Here is a 20523-nt window from a genome sequence, read left to right as displayed (position 1 = left end):
TTGCTCCTTTTCAGCCTACAGATGATAATTTTTTGGATAGAAGAAGGACATTGCTGTTTCCAATATTAAGCAATCGCTCTCTTAAGCTATCCTTATCTAATGTGTTGTACATGGAAATGGTCTCTTTGATTTCATCCATAAATAAGTCCGCTGTTTTACCGATATAAATCTTCGGGTATACTTGCTGCTCTTCGATCTCATCAGCTTTCAAAAGCTCTTCATAAAGCTTCTCTCCCGGCCTCATACCGGTAAATTCAATACCGATCTCTTCCACAGAGTTGCCTGATAGCTTGATTAGATTCCTGGCCAGATCCACAATTTTCACAGGCTCACCCATATCAAGGACAAAAATTTCTCCACCCTTAGCTAATGCACCAGCTTGCATAACGAGGCGAGATGCTTCTGGGATCGTCATGAAGTAACGAATCATATCTGGATGGGTGACCGATACGGGACCGCCTTTTTCAATTTGATGCTTGAACCTTGGAATGACACTGCCTCTGCTTCCCAAGACATTGCCGAAACGAACGGCTACGAACTTCGTATTGCTGCTTTTATCCATGTCCTGGATGATCATCTCGGCCATTCTTTTCGTGGCGCCCATGACACTCGTTGGATTGACCGCTTTATCCGTGGAAATCATGACGAAGGTATTCACTTCATACATGTTTGCTGCAATTGCAACGTTCATCGTTCCAATTACGTTGTTCTTAACCGCTTCTTCGGGATTGCGTTCCATCAGCGGTACATGCTTATGTGCTGCCGCATGATACACGACATCAGGGCGATGTCGATTCATAACGGCCATCATTTTGCGTGAGTCCTGGATATCAGCAATTTCTGTAATGAATTCTGTTTGGTCGTATTCACATATGTCCTTCAATTCCATTTCGATGGAATAGATACTGTTCTCTCCATGCCCTAGTAAGATGAGCTTGCTAGGTTGGAATTTAGAAACCTGACGGCAGATTTCAGAGCCAATGGATCCTCCTGCACCGGTTACCAATACCACTTTGTGGGTAACAAACTCAGAAATACTTGCGATATCAAGCTCGATTGGCTCCCTACCCAAGAGATCCTCAACATGAACATCCATGAATTGGTTGACCGAAAGCTTACCTGTTACAAGATCCTCTAACATGGGCAGGGTTTGAGTTTTGGCCGTCGTTTTGGCGCATTCTTGAAAAATCGCATTTAACTCTTTCCGTCCTAAGGAAGGAATCGCAATGATAATGCTGTCAATGCCAAGTTCAGAAACTGTCTTCTCAATTCGACTTATACCACCAACAACTGGAATCCCCATAATATCTAGATTGTGGATATGCACGTTATCATCAATAAACGCGACTGGTAGCAACTCAGTATCGCTATTCTTTATTAGCTGTCTAGCTACCATCGTACCAGCTGATCCAGCGCCAATAATCAATGTCCGCTTCTTGTTGTCCGTCTTCTTCGTCAACGTGCCACGTAGTAATCTCCAACAGAAGCGAGAGCCGCCGATTAACAAAATATGTAACATCCATGTAACAGCGAGTAACCGAAAGTAAATATCTTGAACAACAATCTGTTGAACACACGCAGCAGCAATAATTGAGTACGAAACAGCTTTAAAAACAATGATTAACTCGCCTACACTCGCGTATTCCCACGCTTTTTTATAAAGTTTATACCTCAGTGAAAATACATGATGACTGACTAACAATGCGATTGCACTTACAACTAACGGCAACGTGATAACTCGTAAATCTGCGCTTAATAAGAATCGGCTAAAGAAAATAGAGGTTAATACAATAAAGGAGTCCGCTATAATTAAAAGCGACAACCGTTGGCTATATGACACATAAATCCACCCTTTCTTAAAGTTCTTAAGTATAGGGCCTTTGGAGAAAGACCTTATAATTAAACCCTTTAATCAATGGGGCATCTAACCCCACCTCTCACCACACTCTTGACGACTCGCGTCTAAGGTCCTATAAACAAACCCACAGCATGATCGAGTGCCTCCGTTGATAACGGTAAGGAGGCATTACCGGAGCGTATATAGGAGCACTCTTGATGTTCTTCATAAAGAACAAAACTAAAAGGATTAGTAACACCCTATTATAAAGAACGTTTTTCACGAAATAATTCTTTATAAAGAACAATTTGAGTAAAAAAAAATACTAATCACTGATCCCAAATAGTTAATTATATTGTAGTTCTTTATAAAGAACATGTCAATACTAATAATTTTCTATCCTATGTTCAAAGGATTATTTCACATTCAAATTTTTTATATCCATTTTATGACTTCTTTCGATATATTCCCCTTTTTTTAGTGTACAATGTTACATGAATATAAATAACTCATTAAGGATGGTTAGAAAATGACTTCAAAGGCATTAGGAATACTAATATTTTTCATTCTTTCTTTTCAATCTTTACATGTTGGGGCAGCACCTTCTGTCGAAGCTTCAACACAAACAGCAGTGCCTACAACATACAACTTAGAACTTTCCCGTTGGAATGTCTATAATGACGGAACACATCCAATCGAAACGACAAATGGAATAAATCAAGCATTGCAATGGGCACATAATCAAGGTTACCGAATCTTCAAAATGCCGACTGGCAAATATTTAATTAGTAAAGGAAATAGTCCAAATGATCCGCAAGCGCAAATAAACATGGTAAGCAATATGACATTCTTACTTGATGATTCAACGATTATTCAAAAAGAAAGTAATGGGTTTGAAGGCTATCGTACAATTAACGTTGGCTATGGAGTAAATAATGTAACTCTAAAAGGTGGAACTTATCAAGGGGATAAACAGTCACATAATTTCAGCGGGAAAGACCAATCTTATAGCACTGGAACTCATGAATCCGGTATCGGAATATTCTCAGAAGGTGCATACAATTTAACGATAGATGGCGTTAAAACATTTAATTTTACTGGAGATGGCATTACAATTAGTGGCTCAATCGTTGGAATCGCTGGCTTATATGGCAAAAGCTACGTTTATGGCGATATCGATAATAAGGGCAACTTTATAAATTCCACATCAAAAATTAGAAGTAAGATTGCCCTAGACTTTACAAACCCAAATTATGTAGGAAGAAAATACTTTGTCTTTGAGCAACCACAAGGTGTTAATAGTAACAAATATGATGTTTATTTTTATAGTAAAGGTAAATATTTATCTTCAGTTAAACAAGTCAGATTTGGAGTCGACCTAGTTCAAATCCCAGTAGGCGCTGATACATTTAACCCTGTATTTAGTTCTAATGACCTTAATAATTTTTTCGTAAAACTTTTTAGTAATGATGTATCTAGAAACATAATAATAAAAAACTCAGAATCAGCATTCAATAGAAGGCAGGGAATTTCAATTGTCGGCGTAGATGGAATTGAAATTAGTAATAGTAAATTTCACGATATCAGTGGAACTGCTCCCCAATATGGAATTGACGCGGAAGCGCAAGGTTTTTTCCCCAATAATAACCTTATTATAAAAAATAATCACTTTTACAATAATACAGGTGGAGATATCGTATTTGCTGATGGGAACACTGCTTCAATTACTGATAATTTATTTGAAAGTAATCTATGTCTGTACATCTGGAAGGCTTTTCCAAATACAACCATTACATACAATACATTTAATAATGGTAGCTTTACAATGGGCGGGACCGGCGTTGCAGATCAAAACAAATTCAATAACTCGCAAGTTAATCTGAGCGCAACAAATAACACATTCACAAATGCGACTTTAAATAATAGCACTTTAAATTTGAATAACACTGATCCATTCGGATCAAAAGTAGAGAATGTTACAATTACCAATACCAACTCAACATCTCCCAGATCTCTGAACGTTGGGAATAATCCTGTCCACCTTTCAAATATCACAATAAAAGGATTGACTACACTCTCGGCACTAGCAGGTAAAGGAACAGATAAAAATATTTATGATAACTTAATTGTTCAAGACTTTAATGCTTTCAATGGAACGATATTCCCCGCAGGAACTTATAATAATTGTAAGTTTTCATCCACAACAACTGAATCTGTTGGGTTGCTTTTTAATCAACCAGGTAAATATACTTTTAATAATTGTACTTTTAATGCTTTAGGTAAGATATTTACAATAAATAATTTGTATGGAGAACCAGATGTCAATTTCAATAATTCTAACTTTACTATTTCAAAAGATGTTGGTTACGCAGCTGCAATTTATATCCAAGGGGCAAAACAGTTATCATTTCTAAACAGCACCTTCACTGCTAATAATCTTACACTTAAAAGTACACCATTTATCAAATTAGGATCAATTGGTGGCTCAACCAAACTAGCCCAAGTTAAATCATTTACATTTAAAAATAACACATTAAAAACAAATAAAGATTTAATTGGAATTCACTCCATTGACGCAGGAACAGGTGCACCTGCTTATACGATTTCCAGCAATATTTTCGTAGGTGCAAAATTCAATTTAAAGTCAAACGATATTAATAAAGATAATGAACTAACGCAGTAATTATTTAAACCGAGCTGCAAGCTACTTCTTGTATTGAACTGGAAGTAGCTTGTTTATATTCGCCGCGGTCGGTGTTCAAAATGGATTAATGATTCCAAACGTATTGAATATTGCTAAGAGACCAATTTCTTTCCAGATAATATTATTATCATTAACCGAGCCCCCGGAATTGGTTGGAAATGTTGGACGCGTTACACCAGACGTACCACTATTCATTGATTCATAAACGTGACCATTTAAGTTGATTCTATTGCCCTTGGTGTAACTCTTATTCGCTATCCAAGTTTGATTGTTAGCATAACCCCCTGATGTACATATCCATCCTAAATATCCACCCGGCTTTGGAACGGAGTTATAGATTTTTTGACCAATCACATATACACCAGTAATAGGCACTGACACCGATGATCCAAGAGTGTCATCACCCACGCTAGATTCCAAATTGACTGTTTCATTCCCAGCTGTTCTCGATAATTGTGTAATAAAAGTACTGTCCCTTACCTCTGTCACTTTACTTGAGATATTATCTTTGATGACAGCTACGAGCAAAGGCACAGGAATTGTATCTCCATTTGCTCTATAGGCGCCAAATAATTCTATCTTGCTTATAGCAGTAGAAGAAGTATAATTATTATCTTTAATGTTGACCATTTTTTCACTAAAAATAGAGAGTCCTCTTAATTGGTTTTTACCATTGTATATAAAATTTATTTTGTTGTTTTCAACAAATACAGTATCAAATCTACGTATATATATACCTTCGTTTCGTTCTGGTCCAAAATTCAAATCTGATTTATTTATAGTTATCGAATTGTCTTTTATTGTCACAATTGAATTCGTTCCAATACCACCATTTAAATTCATATTGACACCATCGATTACATTATCAGTCATTAAGACATTGTTTGCTTGTATGTCAAGATATTGATATTTATTATCCTTTGTGCCTATGAAGCTATTTCCGATTAAAATCAATTTATTTACCTTATATCCTCCCAGTGGTATGCTGGCATTAATAACGCACTCTTTTAAAGTCAAATTGTTCTTGGTAGGATCTCCAAAATGTCCTTCATTATAAAAGTAATAATATTTGCAGTTAATAGTAAATTCACACTGGTAAAATACTAAAGATCCTTTTCTCATATTCCAGGCCCAACCTTGATCTGGATTATCGAAGTTAAATCTACAGCCCTTAAAGGTTGTTTCAAGATAATTATCAGATTGCAGAAGAAATGAAACCTCGTCAAATACTGAATTTTCATACAGCAAATTACCGGATAGCAATGGTTGGCCACCGGTAAAATGATCATATCGAAATACACAGAAAGTTCCATCGCCACCATTCAATGAAGTTCCACTGCCTGTTGCACCGTTATACTCATTATATTGAGATACATAATTTTCGCCTCTTGATCCTCCAAAACTAACTGTACCGTTGAATTTATTAAGTTCGAGCAGTACATTTCTCGCACTGACAACGACAACATCACCATTCTTATTATCATGGAAATAATTGTTTCTTATCGTTATGTTTTGATTCAAGTTATAACCATCTTCAATATCAATACCAAACCCTGGTGCAGTACCGCCATTCTTCGAAATTTCACAGTTTTCTATGTTAATGTATTGGCCACTACCTGAAATACCCAATGTTCTGCAGTCATGAATAAAACAGTTAACGATATTTACTCCTTTCGAATATGCATCAGAGCGAATTGTTGTTGTACTGTCTAATATCTCTCCGATTTTATACCTGTATGATAACTTAAATTTGGTTGCTCCCGCTGGTAAAGTAGATACATAAAATTCCTCATACGTTCTGCGGGTTAATTGACCTAAGTAGTTATTATTATTGTCATAAAAAAATGCTGTGACCAACTTTTTAGATAGATCCAGACCATTTCCATATCCTCCGTAACCATTGCCACATACCATAAAGTATCCCATTTTTTGAATCTGAGGCTCTGACAACGCATAAAATTTGTTGGTTCTCACCCAATTGGCATTAACTAATGCTTTTCCCGCAGAATCAAATGTCCCTGTCTCTAGATCAGATAAGTATACCCAATATGAATGGTTATAAAAGAAACTTATAGCTATCCCATATCCAGTTGTTTCTTTTACTTCAACACTATCTAATGTTGTATTTCTTGATCCCGTTACTTCAATACCCTTCCCCCCTTCATGCGGGCCATTTATTGTCGTATAGTCGTGAGTGCCCTTATCTCCCTGTATAACCCCCCCCAGTATGGTAGCGTTTGCTTTATTGGTAACACTGATGGTAACGTAATTTTGATACCCATTTGTTTCTTTCTTAATTAAGCAGCCAAACAAGTCCAGGGTCATATTACTCACCATCTGAATTTGACTATCTTTATCCACTAAATAGCTACCTGACGGCAACTTACAGCCACTATATCCATTATTTTGGGCCCAAATCAAAGCATCGTTTATTCCCTTAGTAGTACTTACTGCTTGACTGCCATCATTTCTAATATTCCATCTTTTTAATTCTATTACGTATGAGCTCTCCGCCATCGATTATCACCCTTTCCTATTCTCTCTCTTCATAATATGCAAGTCTAAGAGAAGTGATTGGGTGTCAAGGAACAAGCACATTAGTAAAATTAATTTTTATCTGATTGGGAAATATTTTCGTAAAATACAAACAAAAAGACATCTCATAACCCGAGATGTCCTATCTTTGCATTTCTTATGAAATTGTAGTTTTATTTAAGCTAATTGCTCTTCAATTGTCTTTGTTTTATCTTGTATTGGAGAACTGCGTTCTGCCCCTTGGTTTATTAACTTCATCAACTCTCCAGACCACATCTTATACCCTTCACCATTTAAATGTATCCCATCGAATGTGTGCATATCTAACAAATGACCATCATTATCCTTAAATAATGAGTAAGTATCAATAAATTCTAAATTGCTTCTTTTTGCTATTTGCATGATTTCAACATTTAATTGTTGAATTTTCTTATTATAAAGATGAGAAGATGATCCTACTTTTCTCGATACTGGCAAAATGGACTGAATAAAAATTTCAGTCAAAGGGAGAATACTTTTTATTGATTTAATTATCGCATTGTAGTTGTATAAAATATCTTTCATATTTTTATTCTGTAATATATCGTTAATGCCAATCAATAAAAATATCTTCTCAGGTTGAATATTTATAAAAGTATTCTCCAATCGACTCAACATTGTCGTAGTAGTATCACCACCGATACCTCTATTCAATATGCATTTTGAATGAAAATATTCACTATTCATAAATTGCTCGGTTATTGAATCACCCAAAAAAACAATTGAATCCTCTTCAGCAAACATGTTTAAATATCCGAAACTTAATACTTTTTGTTGCCAATACGGAGTTGTAGTCGTTGTCAGATTGTTGTTTTGTTTTTTAAAAGTTTTTTTGCGTATAATGCTCAGGATAGATAAAATAGCTTTCATTTTAATTAATCTCCTCTTGGTTTTGAAACCTTTTTTTCCATAGTATCACATTCTTTATAAAGAACAAAGGGTTTTAAGGAGAACTTTAATAAAATAAAAATTGATTAATTATTGCAAAAATTTTATATTAATTCTTATTATCCAATCACTTATTGACGTTGACCTGAATGACTTATAAAGTTATTTACCTGTTATATCAAAATACTCCTGTCCAATTTTTTTGCGGTGTAGAAGTAGGAGAACCGCTTCCAACCAATGGTTTTACCATTAAATTAATCTCTTGCTGTCAATACTTAATATCACTTGTTTCACTGTGAATGAAAGGTTTGTAAATGTACAGTCGATGAATTTGTGGTTTAGTGATGCATTTGGCGCAAAATTTCCTGCACAAGGGAGCTTGATATAGTCACCTTTTTGAAATCAAATACGCCATTTAACTTGCCAAATCCCATTTTGCTAAAAATGGTGCTACAAGATGTCAAGACAGTTATTTTAATATAGTTAAGGTGTGAAATGATTCACAATGTTGATGAGTTGCTAAGACGTGACTTTTCTAATACTTTGCTTGAGATCTTGGGATCTAGTTCGTGCTGCCTTGCCTCTGCCGTATAATTACCGATCTCTTTCCCTTTTCGAATAATATCCAATTTAAAATTAAGATCATACTGTACACGCTTCATAACGTTTTCCCACCCTCTAATATTATTGTATTTCATTAAGTGGTGTACTGTCCCAGTCTCCTAGGGGGCTAAATAGGTACATTTTCGACTTTTTCCATCTTACTAAATAAGATTTCACCTAACTTAATTGAGGGTTTTTCAATCAAATAATACATTGCACTTGAATGCCTAGGCTACTAATTGAATACTCTGGAACAAATTGAGCCATCGTTGCGGTGAGTGAGAGCCAGCTCTCCGGCATTTTTGAGCCACCCTTCCGGCGGGTAAAAGCCATCACATTAACCTCCTGTTAGAATGACTCTATGCGTTGTCGAAAGACTAACGCAAATCATTCGTGAGGAGGTCATACAATGACCCAATATCGTGAAATCCTGCGGCTTCATAGTCAAGGGATCAGTCAGCGTAACATCGCTGTCAGTTGCACCAGCTTGCGCAACACAGTTTCCAAAATCTTTCAACGAGCAGAAGAACTTGGAATAGCGTCGCCGTTAGAGAAAGAACTATCGGATGGCGAACTTCGTCAGCGCCTGTTTGCCGAAGTCGAAAAGCAACCCACTCTATACGATTACTAGTGGCCTATGACAACTATCCTAACCCAGGGGGTAACCGTTTGGAAGTATGTATGGTGTCTAGCAATGCTCTTTTGTTGATGGAACTACTACATAAGCTTTTGTGCATAATCAGTATTCCCTACATAGCCACCAGAACCTTCCAAGGAAATTACTCTACCAGGAATCCCAACAACTACACCGTTATCTGGAACGTCCTTTGTTACAACACAATTGGCTCCAATTGCAGCATTGTTTCCTATCTTTACCGCTCCGACTATTTTTGCCCCCGGCCCAATGTAAACATTTTCTCCAATGGTTGCAACCCCTTTATTTTTGCCTCTATTACTCATTCCAATAGTAACTCCATGACTTATGTTGCAGTTTTTCCCTATATTTGCCATGCTATTAATTACTATTCCTCCATAATGACCAATATAAAATCCAGCGCCAATATTGGTATTGTGAGAGATTGAGATGCCGTATTTATACTTATATCTCTGAAGCACAACTCTTGATAATAAGTAAAGTGGAAACCATATACTATTTTTTTCACTTAGATATCTACACAAACGCAGCCAGAATGTGTAATGAAAGCCAGGAGATATGAATTGTCGTAGCAATAATTTCTTTAAACCAACTTGCTGTGACTCCTCATATCGGAAGAGGTCCGAATACCAAAGTGATCTTAACTCTTTAAAAGTCATGATATCCACTCCTTTTTTTGTATATTCTTATTTGACTCAATTACTATTTCCTTTTTACTGGTTAAATACTTTCCGAACTTGATTGCAGGTTTTTCAACTAAATAATACATGACACTTGCTGCACCAACCGAAACAATGAAAACTAATATAAGAATCAACCAAATTGGTATCAAACTATACAATATATGAACCATACTTAGTAGCACAGTCATATGAATAAGATACAAGCTATAAGATATTTTCCCTATAAAACGAAGAATATATTATGCAATAATAGGTGTGATTTTTTCGAGTTAAGACATAATATAATAATAATTAAACTTCCAATCGCAATAATCCAATCACTTATAAATGTAATATGCAAAAAAAACAAGTTTGGAAGAAACCACCAAGAGTATGTGTAAGCTAAGGCACTTATCACTAAAAGTAATAACTTTAATCCTTTAGACATTTTCGCATAAAATACTTGGAAGATGTTTTGATACTTTGCTAGTAGAGCTCCCAAAATAAAAAAGGAAATATAATGTAGAGTCAAAAGAAATGAAGTATCATATTCTGTTATGTTGTAATTAAAGAAGTTAATGCTGATATACCATATTAGTAAGCAAAGTAAGGATACGGTAATGCTAATTCCAATACTTTTTTTCCAATTTATTTTCATAACAAGCAACATGATTAAAGGAAAAATAATTGAAATTCTCATCTCATGATCAACTGACCATATAACCGGATTCAGCATATTACTTTGAAAATTACCTAACATAAAATAATGGTTCCATATCTCTTTACTCGATAGCGCTGCAGTCCATGTTTTATTAAACCACTGACTTAAACTAGGAATATTACTGATAGATAACATTTCCATCAGTATCATTGCCAAACAAATTGATACTACGTAAGGAATATATATCCGATATAAACGTTTTACAAAATATTGATTATACTTGTAAGTTTGATGCTTATGAAAAGGTAGAGATAAAACGAATCTACTTAGAACAAAGAATAAAATTACGGCTTCATGTCCCGCCCAGATGATATGCAAGGGAGTATATTGAATCATCTGAAAGATGGAAAAATTAGGTACAACTAGGAATAAATGTTATAATATAACTATCATGGCTGCAAGTCCCCGTAAAGAATCGAGCTCTTCGTCCCTTCATGTCCTTAACGTTCCAATCTATTACGCAGTGGTACTACAGATGATTGGTTCCTGCTACTTTTTTTTTGCCCAAGTAACAATGATGAGATAGGAGTCCTCTTAATAAGCTCAACACAGCCATAAGAGACAAATAAGGTTATCAGCGTACTTAACATTATAAAAAATAGGTTGGAGAAGAAAATCGATGATAGCATAAAAATAACTTTAATAACTGCGACATGAATAAGATAAATGCCAAATGAATTTCTATGCAAATAAGTAAATAAATTACTTTTATATGTCATCCCAAATTTCACTAGCAGTGCCATAGTTGCAAAAGAATAGATCATGACAGTTAATCTGAAATGACCCATTGCTCCCATTTGTTTATCACTACTAAAGCCTAAATATGCATCAGCAATTAATGCAACAGCAGACATGACATATATTGCAACAAAGAATGCTTTTGGCTTTAATTTTATAAATAAAAGTAATTGCGAGTAATATAGCGCAGCAAATACGCCCATACAGAAGTAACTAATCCAAACAACAAAAGTAGACTGTAGGATAGAACTTGCTGATCCTACTATATCATCGCTGAATACAGCCCCCAATAGTAAAGTTTGATACCCAACATACATTAAAATATTTACAAGCAGTATACTGATTACTATTCTTTTACTACCAGCAAGTTTGATTATGAATGGCAATAAGACAAACATTTGAAATAGAAGAGGGATATAATAAAGTTGGTAAAAAGGCCCATTACCTGTTAGAAAGATCATAATGATACCTTTATAATTACTCGAGAATGATAAGAAAAATATTAAGCCCAAAATTGTCCAAACTACGTAAGGAACAATTAAATCCTTTATCTTCCCTTTGATTAATAGCGAATAATTGTGCCTCTTGTAACTGTGAAAAGCCAATACACCCGAAACAAATAAAAATGCCGGTACGCAAAACCGGCTCAATTGATTTAAAATAACACTTGCAATAAATGTGAATTGATCAGGAGCCATTTTTGTCAATGTAATACTAGTCACATGGATTACAATAACCGCGATAACAGCTATAGCTCTCACAAAGTCTAATTCTGGAAATCTGTTATTCCTCTGTATATCTGTCGGCATTACATTCACCCCCTGGATTAAAAATATAAAAATCATTAAAAATCCTTTTGTTTCAAACGCATTGAAATAAATCGCATTTTATACTTTCCAAACAGACTACCTAACAAATTTTTAAAATAAGTGAACTCTTCGTTCTTCCTAAATATGAAGTAATATATTAAGTTAATTAGAACGATATTGATGATACAGTTACCTGTTAAGGCATAAATACTTTTCATATCTCTCAGCGATATTGTTGCCAGGAAAGTTATGGTTAATGGAATAACTCCGATCAAAAGGTACTTAATATACATTATAAAATACTCCACTAAACTGACTTTAAATATATACTTATACACCATTTTCGGCTTCAACCAAAATACAACAGCCACATTACTTATTAAAGTTCCTAAAAGTACGCCAGGTAGTCCTATTAAAGTAACAAAGACAATTGATGAACTTAGATTAATAGCAGCTTCAACTAATGGGGCATATCGATCTTGAACATAAATCCCACCACCCTCTTTAAACCGTTCAACAGACCCACGCATTAAAAAGAAGTAGAAATTTATTACTAATAGTATGATGGTCAAAGGATCCAGCACTTGACCGTCTCCTAACCATAACAGCACAAATTGTTCAATCGTATTCAGTAATGCAATGGTTGCAAAGGAAACTAGCCAGAAACTTAAGAAGAACAGTCTCTTATGGACTTTATAAGCCGTATCTTTATCTCCATCCACCAATAAATTACCGACACTGGCTGAAACGCCTGAGAGTGAGTTGGAAATTAACCCTTGGGCTGCACCTAAAATCATACTATAGCTGTTAAATATGCCTACAACCGTGAGATTTATAAAAGCAGATATCACTACATTACTGCTCCCTAATACTAATATGCCGCCAATCTTATGCATGAATAGGGCTTTGACATTTTTAATTAAAGATATTCTTTCCTCATTGTTTATTGTCCCCACTGTCTTCTTAATCCAGGGGTATTTCTTGTCTATGTATAAATTCATACATAGAAAATAGAGTAAACTAACCACGATTTGGACAATTAAAAAGACAGATAAACTCGGATATAATTTCAACATTGAAAACTGTAAAACGGAAAGTAATAATTTGCTAGCCGTAGTTCCTATCGATACTTTATAACCATCTTGCGCAACATTTAAAATGCAAATCTTATATGAAAAAAAGTAACTAATCAGAGTATTTACCAAAAATAACAGAAAATATATCTGTGCATCTAGTAAGTTTATTTGGTCTTTAGTAAAAAGTTGTAGAAAGAAAGTCATGATTAAGCCTAGTACTAAAATGATACACCCAACAGTATTATAAAATTTGGAATAAAAATTCAAATAACCCTTGACTTTTATTTGATCATTCTCAGCATAGGGTTTATATAAGGAATATATGATAGCACTCCCTATGCCAAGTTCCACTATGGAAAGTAAGCCTATAATATTTATATATAATGATGTTAAGCCTAATAATTCATTACCTAACGTATCTAAGAAAGCTTTTCTCACAATAAAAGATGGTAGTAACCCTAATAAAAAAGTTAATAAATTTACGATAACGTTTATACTTGCCTTTTGTACTCTCATTGTAGACCCACCGTCATAGTCATGACTTAATCAAATCATATATTTTATTTATTTCCTCTTCAGTCCCTACATTTTCCAACATTAAATTTGAACTGATCTGTTGCCTCAGATTGTTGTTATTAATCAATTTTTTTATTCCTTTATATATATCTTGAGAGTTCATTTCAACTATTAATCCATTCTTCTCATTTGTTATTTGACTATTTACTGTACTAAAATTTGTAACAACAATAGGTTTACAAAGTACTTTCGCTTCATTAACAGCTATAGGTTTACCTTCAAACCTAGATGGCTGTACATATATGTCCGTATTTTTTATATAAGGATATGGATTAGAGTTTACTCCTAGTAGAATAAATCTATCTTCTAGTCTCTTTTCCTTAATAATATCTTGGATTTCAGATTTGAGCGGCCCTTCTCCAAGTACATACCATCTGAAATTTACTCCTTCACTCTTAAGCAAATTGCATGCTTCTAAAGCTAAGTCATATCCTTTAGCATCTACAAGCCTTCCAATTGTCAGTATTCTTATACCGTCATTAGTATCAATAAATCCTTTATCTTTATTTGACATCTCCTTTATTAATTTAGGCGATACAATATCATATATAACTTCAAACTTTTCTTTCATTTGCTCAAAATTTTCAATTAGGACATCTTTGCATGCTTCAGAAACAGTTACAATATTATCTATTTTTTCAAAATAATCAAAATCAAACTTCCTATTATATTTTGCCGATTTATAATCTGTATTGAACCAAGAAATTTTTTTACCTGCATTTACCTTTTCTGCAACAAAATAAGTAGGCATTCCTTGACTATAAGCGATTGCCACATCGTAATTCTGTTCTAGCTTACTTATTCTATTAGTCATCCACTTCCAATTTATTTGAGCTCCATGCATTTTTTTAATAGCATATGGATTTCTATTATGTATAGCTAACCCAATTCTTGAGAATAAAGTCTTTAAATCCCCACTTTTTATTATTTCAATTATTCTATTACGTTTCATCTGTATATCTTTTGGAACATTAACAATATTAACTTCTGTCGGTAATAATCGTAAATATAACCCTTCTGGTGAAAACATCAATAGATCTACCTCATAGTTCTGATAATCAAATAAAGTTAGCAAGGATATTAAACTTTTTTCTGCCCCTCCACTATGTAAAGAGTCTATGACAAATAGTATCTTCTTTTTCATACATGACTCCTCTCGCCCTATTTCTGAATTGAAAGTACATCTTGTAAATATTTCTTTGAAAGTCTAATCTTTTCATTCAAAAGCCTCTTACTCTCTTCATACTCAATTGCTACTAATAATTGTTCTAAGTTATAGTTTTCATCTATTAGTCTGTCCTTTAGATGCAGATCGTCCAGCAGATCTCTCATTCTGGTGTTTATTGCTTCATTTCTGTTCACAATAACGAACGACCTCTCGTAGAGAACTGAAAAAACAGCTGCATGAAATGAATTTGATATGACGAATTGTGCGTTTCTAACGAGGGATACAAAGGTCTCGGGTCCATCTACTGTAAAGTACTTATCCGCGTATTTGAGCTTACCAGAATGAACTGAGTAAATTTTATAACCCTTTTCTTTAGCAATTTCCAATGCTATTTTCTTAATTAGGCTGCTGTTGTCAAAGTCGTAAATTAATATGTATTTTTCCTGGAATTCTTTTGTACAAATTTGGTTCCAATCATTTTTATCTAACAAAAACACGGGATCGACAACTTGATTTGCTTTATTGATATTCAATTTATTTAGGATTTCAACGCCACTTTTTTCTCTCACACCAACAGCATCTAATTTCTCTACTCGTTGCTTCACAACCGGTTGATACTCGGCAGAGATCGTATCTGTGGCAAAGCTGGCGGCATAAGATGCCTTTATTTTTTCGTCTGGGACAAAGTCTAGATAAAACGCAGGATCCTTTCCATTCTTATGTAAACAGTTCCAAATTTGGTCACTGCCACATAGATAAGCATCTGCATACGGCGTGTCTTTCTTTAAGTCCTCATTTGACTTATATCTAGTATCCGTGATGTGTAAGAAATTAGATTTAAATTTATCAAATGCTCTCTTTCTACTACGTTCATATATTCTTTCAGGTATTTTGAGTGACAAATATAAGCACTTTGTTACAAGATTCTTTTCCCATTTGGGGTTAGCAATGCGCCATAGATTGTAATGATTACTTAGATAATCAGGTTTATAATCAATAATTTCTACGTCATGACCACAGTTTTTTAGATATTTCATTAAACCGTAGGCCTGTAACGAGGCACCATGATTATACACATCATGACAAGTAATTGTACAAACCTTCATACTCTCACTTCCTTTAACACATAGTTCTGCTCAGGTACATTCACTATGTTGTATAGTTTATTTAATTCAGATGTGTTGCTGTAGCTTGTTTGCAAGCAGTTATAAGATAAGTCATTTCTAAGGTCACTATTCCTATACAAACTCTCTATCCCATCAACTAGCCCTTCAACACTTAAACCGCAAATTACCCCGTCTACCCCGTCTTCTATCTGACTTTTCGCCGTAGGATAATTAGTTAATAATATAGGCTTTCCTAGGATTTGCGCTTCAGTCACTGTTACTGCTTTCCCTTCATACCTGGACGGCTGAACATATAAGTCACATCCCCTAATAAATGGATATGGGTTTATTTGCTTGCCTAAAAGTATAAAGCTGTCTTCTAATTTATTCTCTAAGATTTGCTGTTTTAGCTCCGCTTCATATCCACCGTATCCAACTATGAACCACTTGATTTGAGTAAGGCCCTTATCGTGTAATATCCTTAATGCTTTGACAGCCAAATCAAATCCCTTTACATAGGACAATCTTCCAACAGATACGATGTTATAGGAATCCTGGTAGCTTTCGTCTAATAGACATTGTTCATCCGCAATTTTCTTAATAAACCCAGGCGAAGTAATATTCTCGATCAATTTAATTTTGTTATGCAGAGAAGGATATGTCTTTACAAATGCTTCCGTAACGGCTTCTGAGATGGATGCAATTGCATCAAACTTGTTCCAAACAGCCCAGTCAATTTCGTTATCGATTTCTAATTCGCTGTAGTCTGTATGGATCCACGCAATTTTCTTAGCTGCCACAACCTTATTCGCTACAATATCATGAGGCCAAGCATAGCTGATAGCTAAATCATATTTCTTCTTAAACTTTGGCAACACATAAGTAGCGTATTTAAGATTAAGCTGCATTTGGATATAACCCGAACCCTCTTTAAGTTTCCTTATTTTAGCTTTCACTCCTGCGATTGCTTTGCTAAGCAATCTAACACATAGAGCCGAGAAATGCCCTTCCCTTAAACATTGAAGCATGGACTTCCTAAATACCGTGTAGCTAGCTATCTGCGGCAGTACATTTACTTTCTCTGGAATTAGACTTAAGAAATCTCCTGAATGACTACAAATAAATAAATCCACTTCATAGTTATCGTAATCGAAACTCTCCAGCATGTTGATTAAGCTTCTTTCGATTCCGCCAATTTCCATGTCATACACTGTAATCAAAATTTTATGCATATTGAACATAGCTCTTTTCCCTTTTATTTAAGAATACCGTGTTGGCAGGAACATTCCCCTTTACTACACTTCCAGCTGCGATAACAGCATTATCACCAATAACCGTGTCGCGAAGAATGACCACATTAGAGCCAATCCAAACATTATCTCCGATGATAACTTCCCCCATAAGGAGATGACCTTCGATGGATTTCTTAAAATTGTGATCATGATCATTAATGCATACATTTGGAGCTATCTTAGTATACTTGCCAATTGAAATTCTGTGCGCACAATTAATGATACAGTTGTCATTAATAAAAACTTTATCAGCAATAAAAAGTTCTCCAAAGTGATCGACTCTGATGCTTACATTTTTCCTGATAAAAACATATTTCCCAATATGAATCTTTGCATGTTTACTAAATGCATCTATCCAACTATTCGATTGAAGCGAGAATATGGTGGATTTCATATTTTTCAAATAGATCAGCTTGTTTACGCAAGCCCTCAGAATCCCAATGATATGAACTAGATTCATTACTACGGTGTAATAAAGTCCCCTGCCGCGGCTTTCTGCGATAATTGTAGACATTATTTTACGCATAATACGTATCATATTCTTCTCCCCACTATTTTTTTAACTCAATAGCTTCCGTATTCTAGCAATATTTTCTCCACCTATAACTTTCGATACGATTACTTTCATATTGCTTTTGAATCGTGCCTTAGGTGGCAACCAGCTCTTATAAAAGTGATGCATGGCGTAGGTATGATTGGACATGAATGTTCGACAGTTAATGTAGTCATAAGGAGAAAAATAGGTTTGCGGATAAAATGTTCCTACACCCTCTATGTCCTGATATAGACCATTTGGTTTGACCCCCATACCACCAAGGATCTTCGTGACGATCGCCACATTGGTCAGGGAATCAAAGCTGCCATCTGCACGAATGAAATTCTTATGATGATAGGATTCCATAAAATCCTGGATGAGCTTATTTCCTTTCGCGGCGCCAATGGTACTTGTTGCTATGAAATTTTCTTGCTCGAATCCCCAAAAGGAGTCATGATGCAGCAGGTCATCAAACGATTTGAACACTTCGACGTCGGTATCTAAGTAAATACCACCAAAGTGATGAAGAGCAAACACCCTTGCATAATCGCTAACGAACGCAAATTTCCCCACTTCGTAAGCTTCTTTTACATATACATTACAGCTGATATCAAAGTTATTCTCATTCCACTCGATGAACTGATAGTCCTTTAGATGGTTATGCCAGCTTTGAATACATCGCTTCACGATATCGGGCTTCTCATTATGTCCAAACCAACAGTAGTGAATAATCTTAGGAATTGTCATGGGATACCTCTCTCCTAATTTGAGCAAAAATAATAGTTCTTTATAAAGAACATCCACTCATCTCAAGTATAGTTCTTTATAAAGAACATGTCAACATAATTACACTTCAATAGAGAACGTTTACAAATGACTTGGCTTTGCCATAGTTTGCCTATGACAACACGTGTTTTTTCGTTTTCCTCCATGTCCATAGGAGTGGACGTAATGGAAAGTATAGTACATGTAGTGGTTGAGGTAATTTTAATGTTTCAGCATCCTCTGGATACGGATATAAAAAACTTAAAATGAACAATACTTTCTGCCAGTATGTCATTAGAGAGAATAGATGACGTTTATGATATTTTGAAATATGATCTGGCACAGGAATCGTATGGAGATTTACTTTTTGATGAATGTAGAAATAAGCATCTTCAGCGAGATGTCCCCCGCGTTTAGCCATTGCTATAGACTCAAGTTCATTGGTAAGTGGCGTTTGTAGCAGCTTAACAGCTAGTATGATCGCTTGTGCAGCAATATGACTCTGACGATATTTCTTTAGTTGATACTTAAGCCGATCATGTTCCAAATCTTGTCTAAGGATTCGGTCGATGTCCACCAACCAGCGTAATCGTGACCAGCCATGACGAGCGCCATGGGATGCAAGAAATAGGAATAAATCCTCTCTTCCTAGATAATAGACAGGATGTTTGGTAATGGAACACATTCGTTTATTTTCCCAAAGTTCATTGAAAGGAATTTCTTTCCCAGGACCGGGTCCTAATCTCCAATGAATTTCAAGTTTAATTCCCTTCTGAGGGTGTTTATATGTGATGTGATGATGCCGCCATTTCCAATCACCAAGGATCGTTTTGTAGACCTCCTCTTTCACATAACCAAGTCCAACAAGCATTGATTCTGCTTGCATCAGGTTATCGATAGGAATAAGAATGTCTAAATCACTGCATGTTCGAAGTGATACATCACCATACAAATCATCTGCCAGCACTGGTCCCTTTAGCACTAAGACACGAATACCCGTTTCATTACATTGTTTGGCAATATTACCCATTTCCGAGCTTAAATGCAGCATAGAGAACGTATTACGTTGATAGTCCTTCTGCAACTGCCGTATGACATATGCTGGTATGCGCTCATCATTTATTTGCCTAAGATGATCATATACATTCGGATATACACGGTGATGTCTAGTCAGTACAAGTAACTCGTCCCAATCAATGTCTTTGAAGTTTTCATTACACATATTGATCTGCTTTTCACCGGGGGGCATATTCATAAATGCAAGCAGCAATTTCAATTCTTTTGAAAATAATGCTGATGTCGCTTGCGAACTAATACTCATTTCGATCCTCCCACCCTTATTCTACTTGTTATAATGATTTGCAAATTTTCCGACAACACTATAACCATCCTTACCCTCCGCACCGGTAATAAAGAACGGACCACTCCGAAGCCAGGCATGTGCAATCATTTTACCTGTTTCATCTTTACGCGTCCCCAAATAAAGCGTACAGGAAATTTCGCGCCTCTTTAACATTTTCATAGCTGCTATCGCCCTGACTAAACATTTGCTTTCCCATAATGTATGTCGACTTATGATTTGAATCGCATCATGAATCCCAATGAGATCACTTTTCCGGATATTAGGCTGATCCTGAGCCGATTCCTCCATTGCTTTACCTAACGAAGGCGCGATCTTAGCGAAGGGAACCGATATGAGGATTCTAGCCCACGCCAAATAAATAAAAGCCTCTATAAATAGAAACATCGCCTTACGTTTTAATGAAATAAACTTTCGTAGTATGGTTATCATTACCATCATTGACTCCATCCGA

General features: G+C 35.3%; 18 protein-coding genes. 2 read left to right on the top strand and 16 right to left on the bottom strand.

Annotation, left to right across the window (positions count from 1 at the left end; translation table 11 throughout):
• Nucleotides 1-10: 10 nt before the first annotated feature.
• Nucleotides 11-1840 carry a nucleoside-diphosphate sugar epimerase/dehydratase gene (locus ASG89_RS20700; RefSeq protein ID WP_057312975.1) on the bottom strand — a complete coding sequence of 610 codons (1830 nt, stop codon included), beginning with the start codon at nucleotides 1838-1840 and terminating at the stop codon, nucleotides 11-13.
• Between the two features lie 526 nt (nucleotides 1841-2366).
• Between ASG89_RS20700 and ASG89_RS20695 the strand changes: the two genes are divergently transcribed.
• Nucleotides 2367-4520 (top strand): right-handed parallel beta-helix repeat-containing protein, encoded by a 2154-nt coding sequence (locus ASG89_RS20695; protein ID WP_057312974.1) that lies wholly within the window; start codon nucleotides 2367-2369, stop codon nucleotides 4518-4520.
• A 75-nt stretch (nucleotides 4521-4595) separates the two neighbouring features.
• Here ASG89_RS20695 and ASG89_RS20690 read toward each other — a convergent pair whose 3' ends face one another.
• The 4 genes from ASG89_RS20690 to ASG89_RS38245 form a co-directional block, all read right to left on the bottom strand.
• Nucleotides 4596-7058, bottom strand: coding sequence for a right-handed parallel beta-helix repeat-containing protein (locus ASG89_RS20690; protein WP_057312973.1), 2463 nt, complete (start codon nucleotides 7056-7058; stop codon nucleotides 4596-4598).
• 195 nt (nucleotides 7059-7253) lie between these two features.
• Nucleotides 7254-7985, bottom strand: coding sequence for a GDSL-type esterase/lipase family protein (locus tag ASG89_RS20685; protein ID WP_057312972.1), 732 nt, complete (start codon nucleotides 7983-7985; stop codon nucleotides 7254-7256).
• Between the two features lie 518 nt (nucleotides 7986-8503).
• Nucleotides 8504-8665: a hypothetical protein gene (locus tag ASG89_RS20680; protein WP_157276741.1), complete on the bottom strand. Its 162-nt coding sequence runs from the start codon at nucleotides 8663-8665 to the stop codon at nucleotides 8504-8506.
• A 142-nt stretch (nucleotides 8666-8807) separates the two neighbouring features.
• Complete coding sequence (locus tag ASG89_RS38245) at nucleotides 8808-8939, bottom strand: hypothetical protein (protein WP_268795640.1); 132 nt, start codon at nucleotides 8937-8939, stop codon at nucleotides 8808-8810.
• Between the two features lie 76 nt (nucleotides 8940-9015).
• On the opposite strand from ASG89_RS38245, the gene ASG89_RS20675 reads away from it, so the two are divergent.
• Nucleotides 9016-9237 (top strand): hypothetical protein, encoded by a 222-nt coding sequence (locus tag ASG89_RS20675; RefSeq protein ID WP_057312970.1) that lies wholly within the window; start codon nucleotides 9016-9018, stop codon nucleotides 9235-9237.
• 86 nt (nucleotides 9238-9323) lie between these two features.
• Here the strand turns inward: ASG89_RS20675 and ASG89_RS20670 are convergent, their stop codons facing one another.
• The 11 genes from ASG89_RS20670 to ASG89_RS20615 form a co-directional block, all read right to left on the bottom strand.
• The gene (locus tag ASG89_RS20670) at nucleotides 9324-9920 is read right to left on the bottom strand and encodes a serine O-acetyltransferase (RefSeq protein WP_235549856.1); all 597 of its coding nucleotides are present in this window, start codon (nucleotides 9918-9920) and stop codon (nucleotides 9324-9326) included.
• A 244-nt stretch (nucleotides 9921-10164) separates the two neighbouring features.
• Nucleotides 10165-10980, bottom strand: a complete 816-nt coding sequence (locus ASG89_RS38690; RefSeq protein ID WP_082593476.1) for an acyltransferase family protein — start codon at nucleotides 10978-10980, stop codon at nucleotides 10165-10167.
• Between the two features lie 104 nt (nucleotides 10981-11084).
• Complete coding sequence (locus ASG89_RS20655; RefSeq protein ID WP_057312967.1) at nucleotides 11085-12191, bottom strand: acyltransferase; 1107 nt, start codon at nucleotides 12189-12191, stop codon at nucleotides 11085-11087.
• A gap of 35 nt (nucleotides 12192-12226) precedes the next feature.
• Nucleotides 12227-13783: a lipopolysaccharide biosynthesis protein gene (locus ASG89_RS20650; RefSeq protein WP_063868049.1), complete on the bottom strand. Its 1557-nt coding sequence runs from the start codon at nucleotides 13781-13783 to the stop codon at nucleotides 12227-12229.
• A 19-nt stretch (nucleotides 13784-13802) separates the two neighbouring features.
• Nucleotides 13803-14987 (bottom strand): glycosyltransferase, encoded by a 1185-nt coding sequence (locus tag ASG89_RS20645; RefSeq protein ID WP_057312966.1) that lies wholly within the window; start codon nucleotides 14985-14987, stop codon nucleotides 13803-13805.
• A gap of 17 nt (nucleotides 14988-15004) precedes the next feature.
• Entirely contained in the window at nucleotides 15005-16117 is a 1113-nt protein-coding gene (locus tag ASG89_RS20640; RefSeq protein WP_057312965.1) for a polysaccharide pyruvyl transferase family protein, read from the bottom strand.
• Nucleotides 16114-17349, bottom strand: coding sequence for a glycosyltransferase (locus tag ASG89_RS20635; RefSeq protein WP_057313046.1), 1236 nt, complete (start codon nucleotides 17347-17349; stop codon nucleotides 16114-16116). Before ASG89_RS20635 ends, ASG89_RS20640 begins: the two co-directional genes overlap by 4 nt.
• A complete protein-coding gene (locus ASG89_RS20630) occupies nucleotides 17342-17923 on the bottom strand; it encodes an acyltransferase (RefSeq protein ID WP_235549855.1) in 582 nt (193 codons plus the stop codon). The genes ASG89_RS20635 and ASG89_RS20630 overlap by 8 nt, the downstream gene beginning before the upstream one ends.
• Nucleotides 17924-17968: 45 nt before the next feature.
• Nucleotides 17969-18691 (bottom strand): glycosyltransferase family 32 protein, encoded by a 723-nt coding sequence (locus ASG89_RS20625; RefSeq protein ID WP_057312963.1) that lies wholly within the window; start codon nucleotides 18689-18691, stop codon nucleotides 17969-17971.
• 151 nt (nucleotides 18692-18842) lie between these two features.
• A complete protein-coding gene (locus ASG89_RS20620; protein ID WP_057312962.1) occupies nucleotides 18843-20030 on the bottom strand; it encodes a nucleotidyltransferase family protein in 1188 nt (395 codons plus the stop codon).
• A gap of 21 nt (nucleotides 20031-20051) precedes the next feature.
• Nucleotides 20052-20507, bottom strand: coding sequence for a lasso peptide biosynthesis B2 protein (locus tag ASG89_RS20615; protein ID WP_057312961.1), 456 nt, complete (start codon nucleotides 20505-20507; stop codon nucleotides 20052-20054).
• Between the last annotated feature and the right edge of the window lie 16 nt (nucleotides 20508-20523).

Origin of the sequence: Paenibacillus sp. Soil766, assembly GCF_001428105.1 — a bacterium.
Classification (GTDB): domain Bacteria; phylum Bacillota; class Bacilli; order Paenibacillales; family NBRC-103111; genus Paenibacillus_E.
This window is presented reverse-complemented; position numbering and strand designations above follow the sequence as displayed.

Excerpts from the sequence above, each read along its gene's own strand:
- ASG89_RS20635 (WP_057313046.1), bottom strand. The coding sequence starts at position 17,349 with ATGCATAAAATTTTGATTACAGTGTATGACATGGAAATTGGCGGAATC.
- ASG89_RS38245 (WP_268795640.1), bottom strand. The coding sequence starts at position 8,939 with ATGGCTTTTACCCGCCGGAAGGGTGGCTCAAAAATGCCGGAGAGCTGG.
- ASG89_RS20620 (WP_057312962.1), bottom strand. The coding sequence starts at position 20,030 with ATGAGTATTAGTTCGCAAGCGACATCAGCATTATTTTCAAAAGAATTG.
- ASG89_RS20645 (WP_057312966.1), bottom strand. The coding sequence starts at position 14,987 with ATGAAAAAGAAGATACTATTTGTCATAGACTCTTTACATAGTGGAGGG.
- ASG89_RS20685 (WP_057312972.1), bottom strand. The coding sequence starts at position 7,985 with ATGAAAGCTATTTTATCTATCCTGAGCATTATACGCAAAAAAACTTTT.
- ASG89_RS38690 (WP_082593476.1), bottom strand. The coding sequence starts at position 10,980 with ATGATTCAATATACTCCCTTGCATATCATCTGGGCGGGACATGAAGCC.
- ASG89_RS20640 (WP_057312965.1), bottom strand. The coding sequence starts at position 16,117 with ATGAAGGTTTGTACAATTACTTGTCATGATGTGTATAATCATGGTGCC.
- ASG89_RS20615 (WP_057312961.1), bottom strand. The coding sequence starts at position 20,507 with ATGGTAATGATAACCATACTACGAAAGTTTATTTCATTAAAACGTAAG.
- ASG89_RS20655 (WP_057312967.1), bottom strand. The coding sequence starts at position 12,191 with ATGCCGACAGATATACAGAGGAATAACAGATTTCCAGAATTAGACTTT.
- ASG89_RS20625 (WP_057312963.1), bottom strand. The coding sequence starts at position 18,691 with ATGACAATTCCTAAGATTATTCACTACTGTTGGTTTGGACATAATGAG.
- ASG89_RS20680 (WP_157276741.1), bottom strand. The coding sequence starts at position 8,665 with ATGAAGCGTGTACAGTATGATCTTAATTTTAAATTGGATATTATTCGA.
- ASG89_RS20675 (WP_057312970.1), top strand. The coding sequence starts at position 9,016 with ATGACCCAATATCGTGAAATCCTGCGGCTTCATAGTCAAGGGATCAGT.
- ASG89_RS20670 (WP_235549856.1), bottom strand. The coding sequence starts at position 9,920 with ATGACTTTTAAAGAGTTAAGATCACTTTGGTATTCGGACCTCTTCCGA.
- ASG89_RS20695 (WP_057312974.1), top strand. The coding sequence starts at position 2,367 with ATGACTTCAAAGGCATTAGGAATACTAATATTTTTCATTCTTTCTTTT.
- ASG89_RS20630 (WP_235549855.1), bottom strand. The coding sequence starts at position 17,923 with ATGTCTACAATTATCGCAGAAAGCCGCGGCAGGGGACTTTATTACACC.
- ASG89_RS20690 (WP_057312973.1), bottom strand. The coding sequence starts at position 7,058 with ATGGCGGAGAGCTCATACGTAATAGAATTAAAAAGATGGAATATTAGA.
- ASG89_RS20650 (WP_063868049.1), bottom strand. The coding sequence starts at position 13,783 with ATGAGAGTACAAAAGGCAAGTATAAACGTTATCGTAAATTTATTAACT.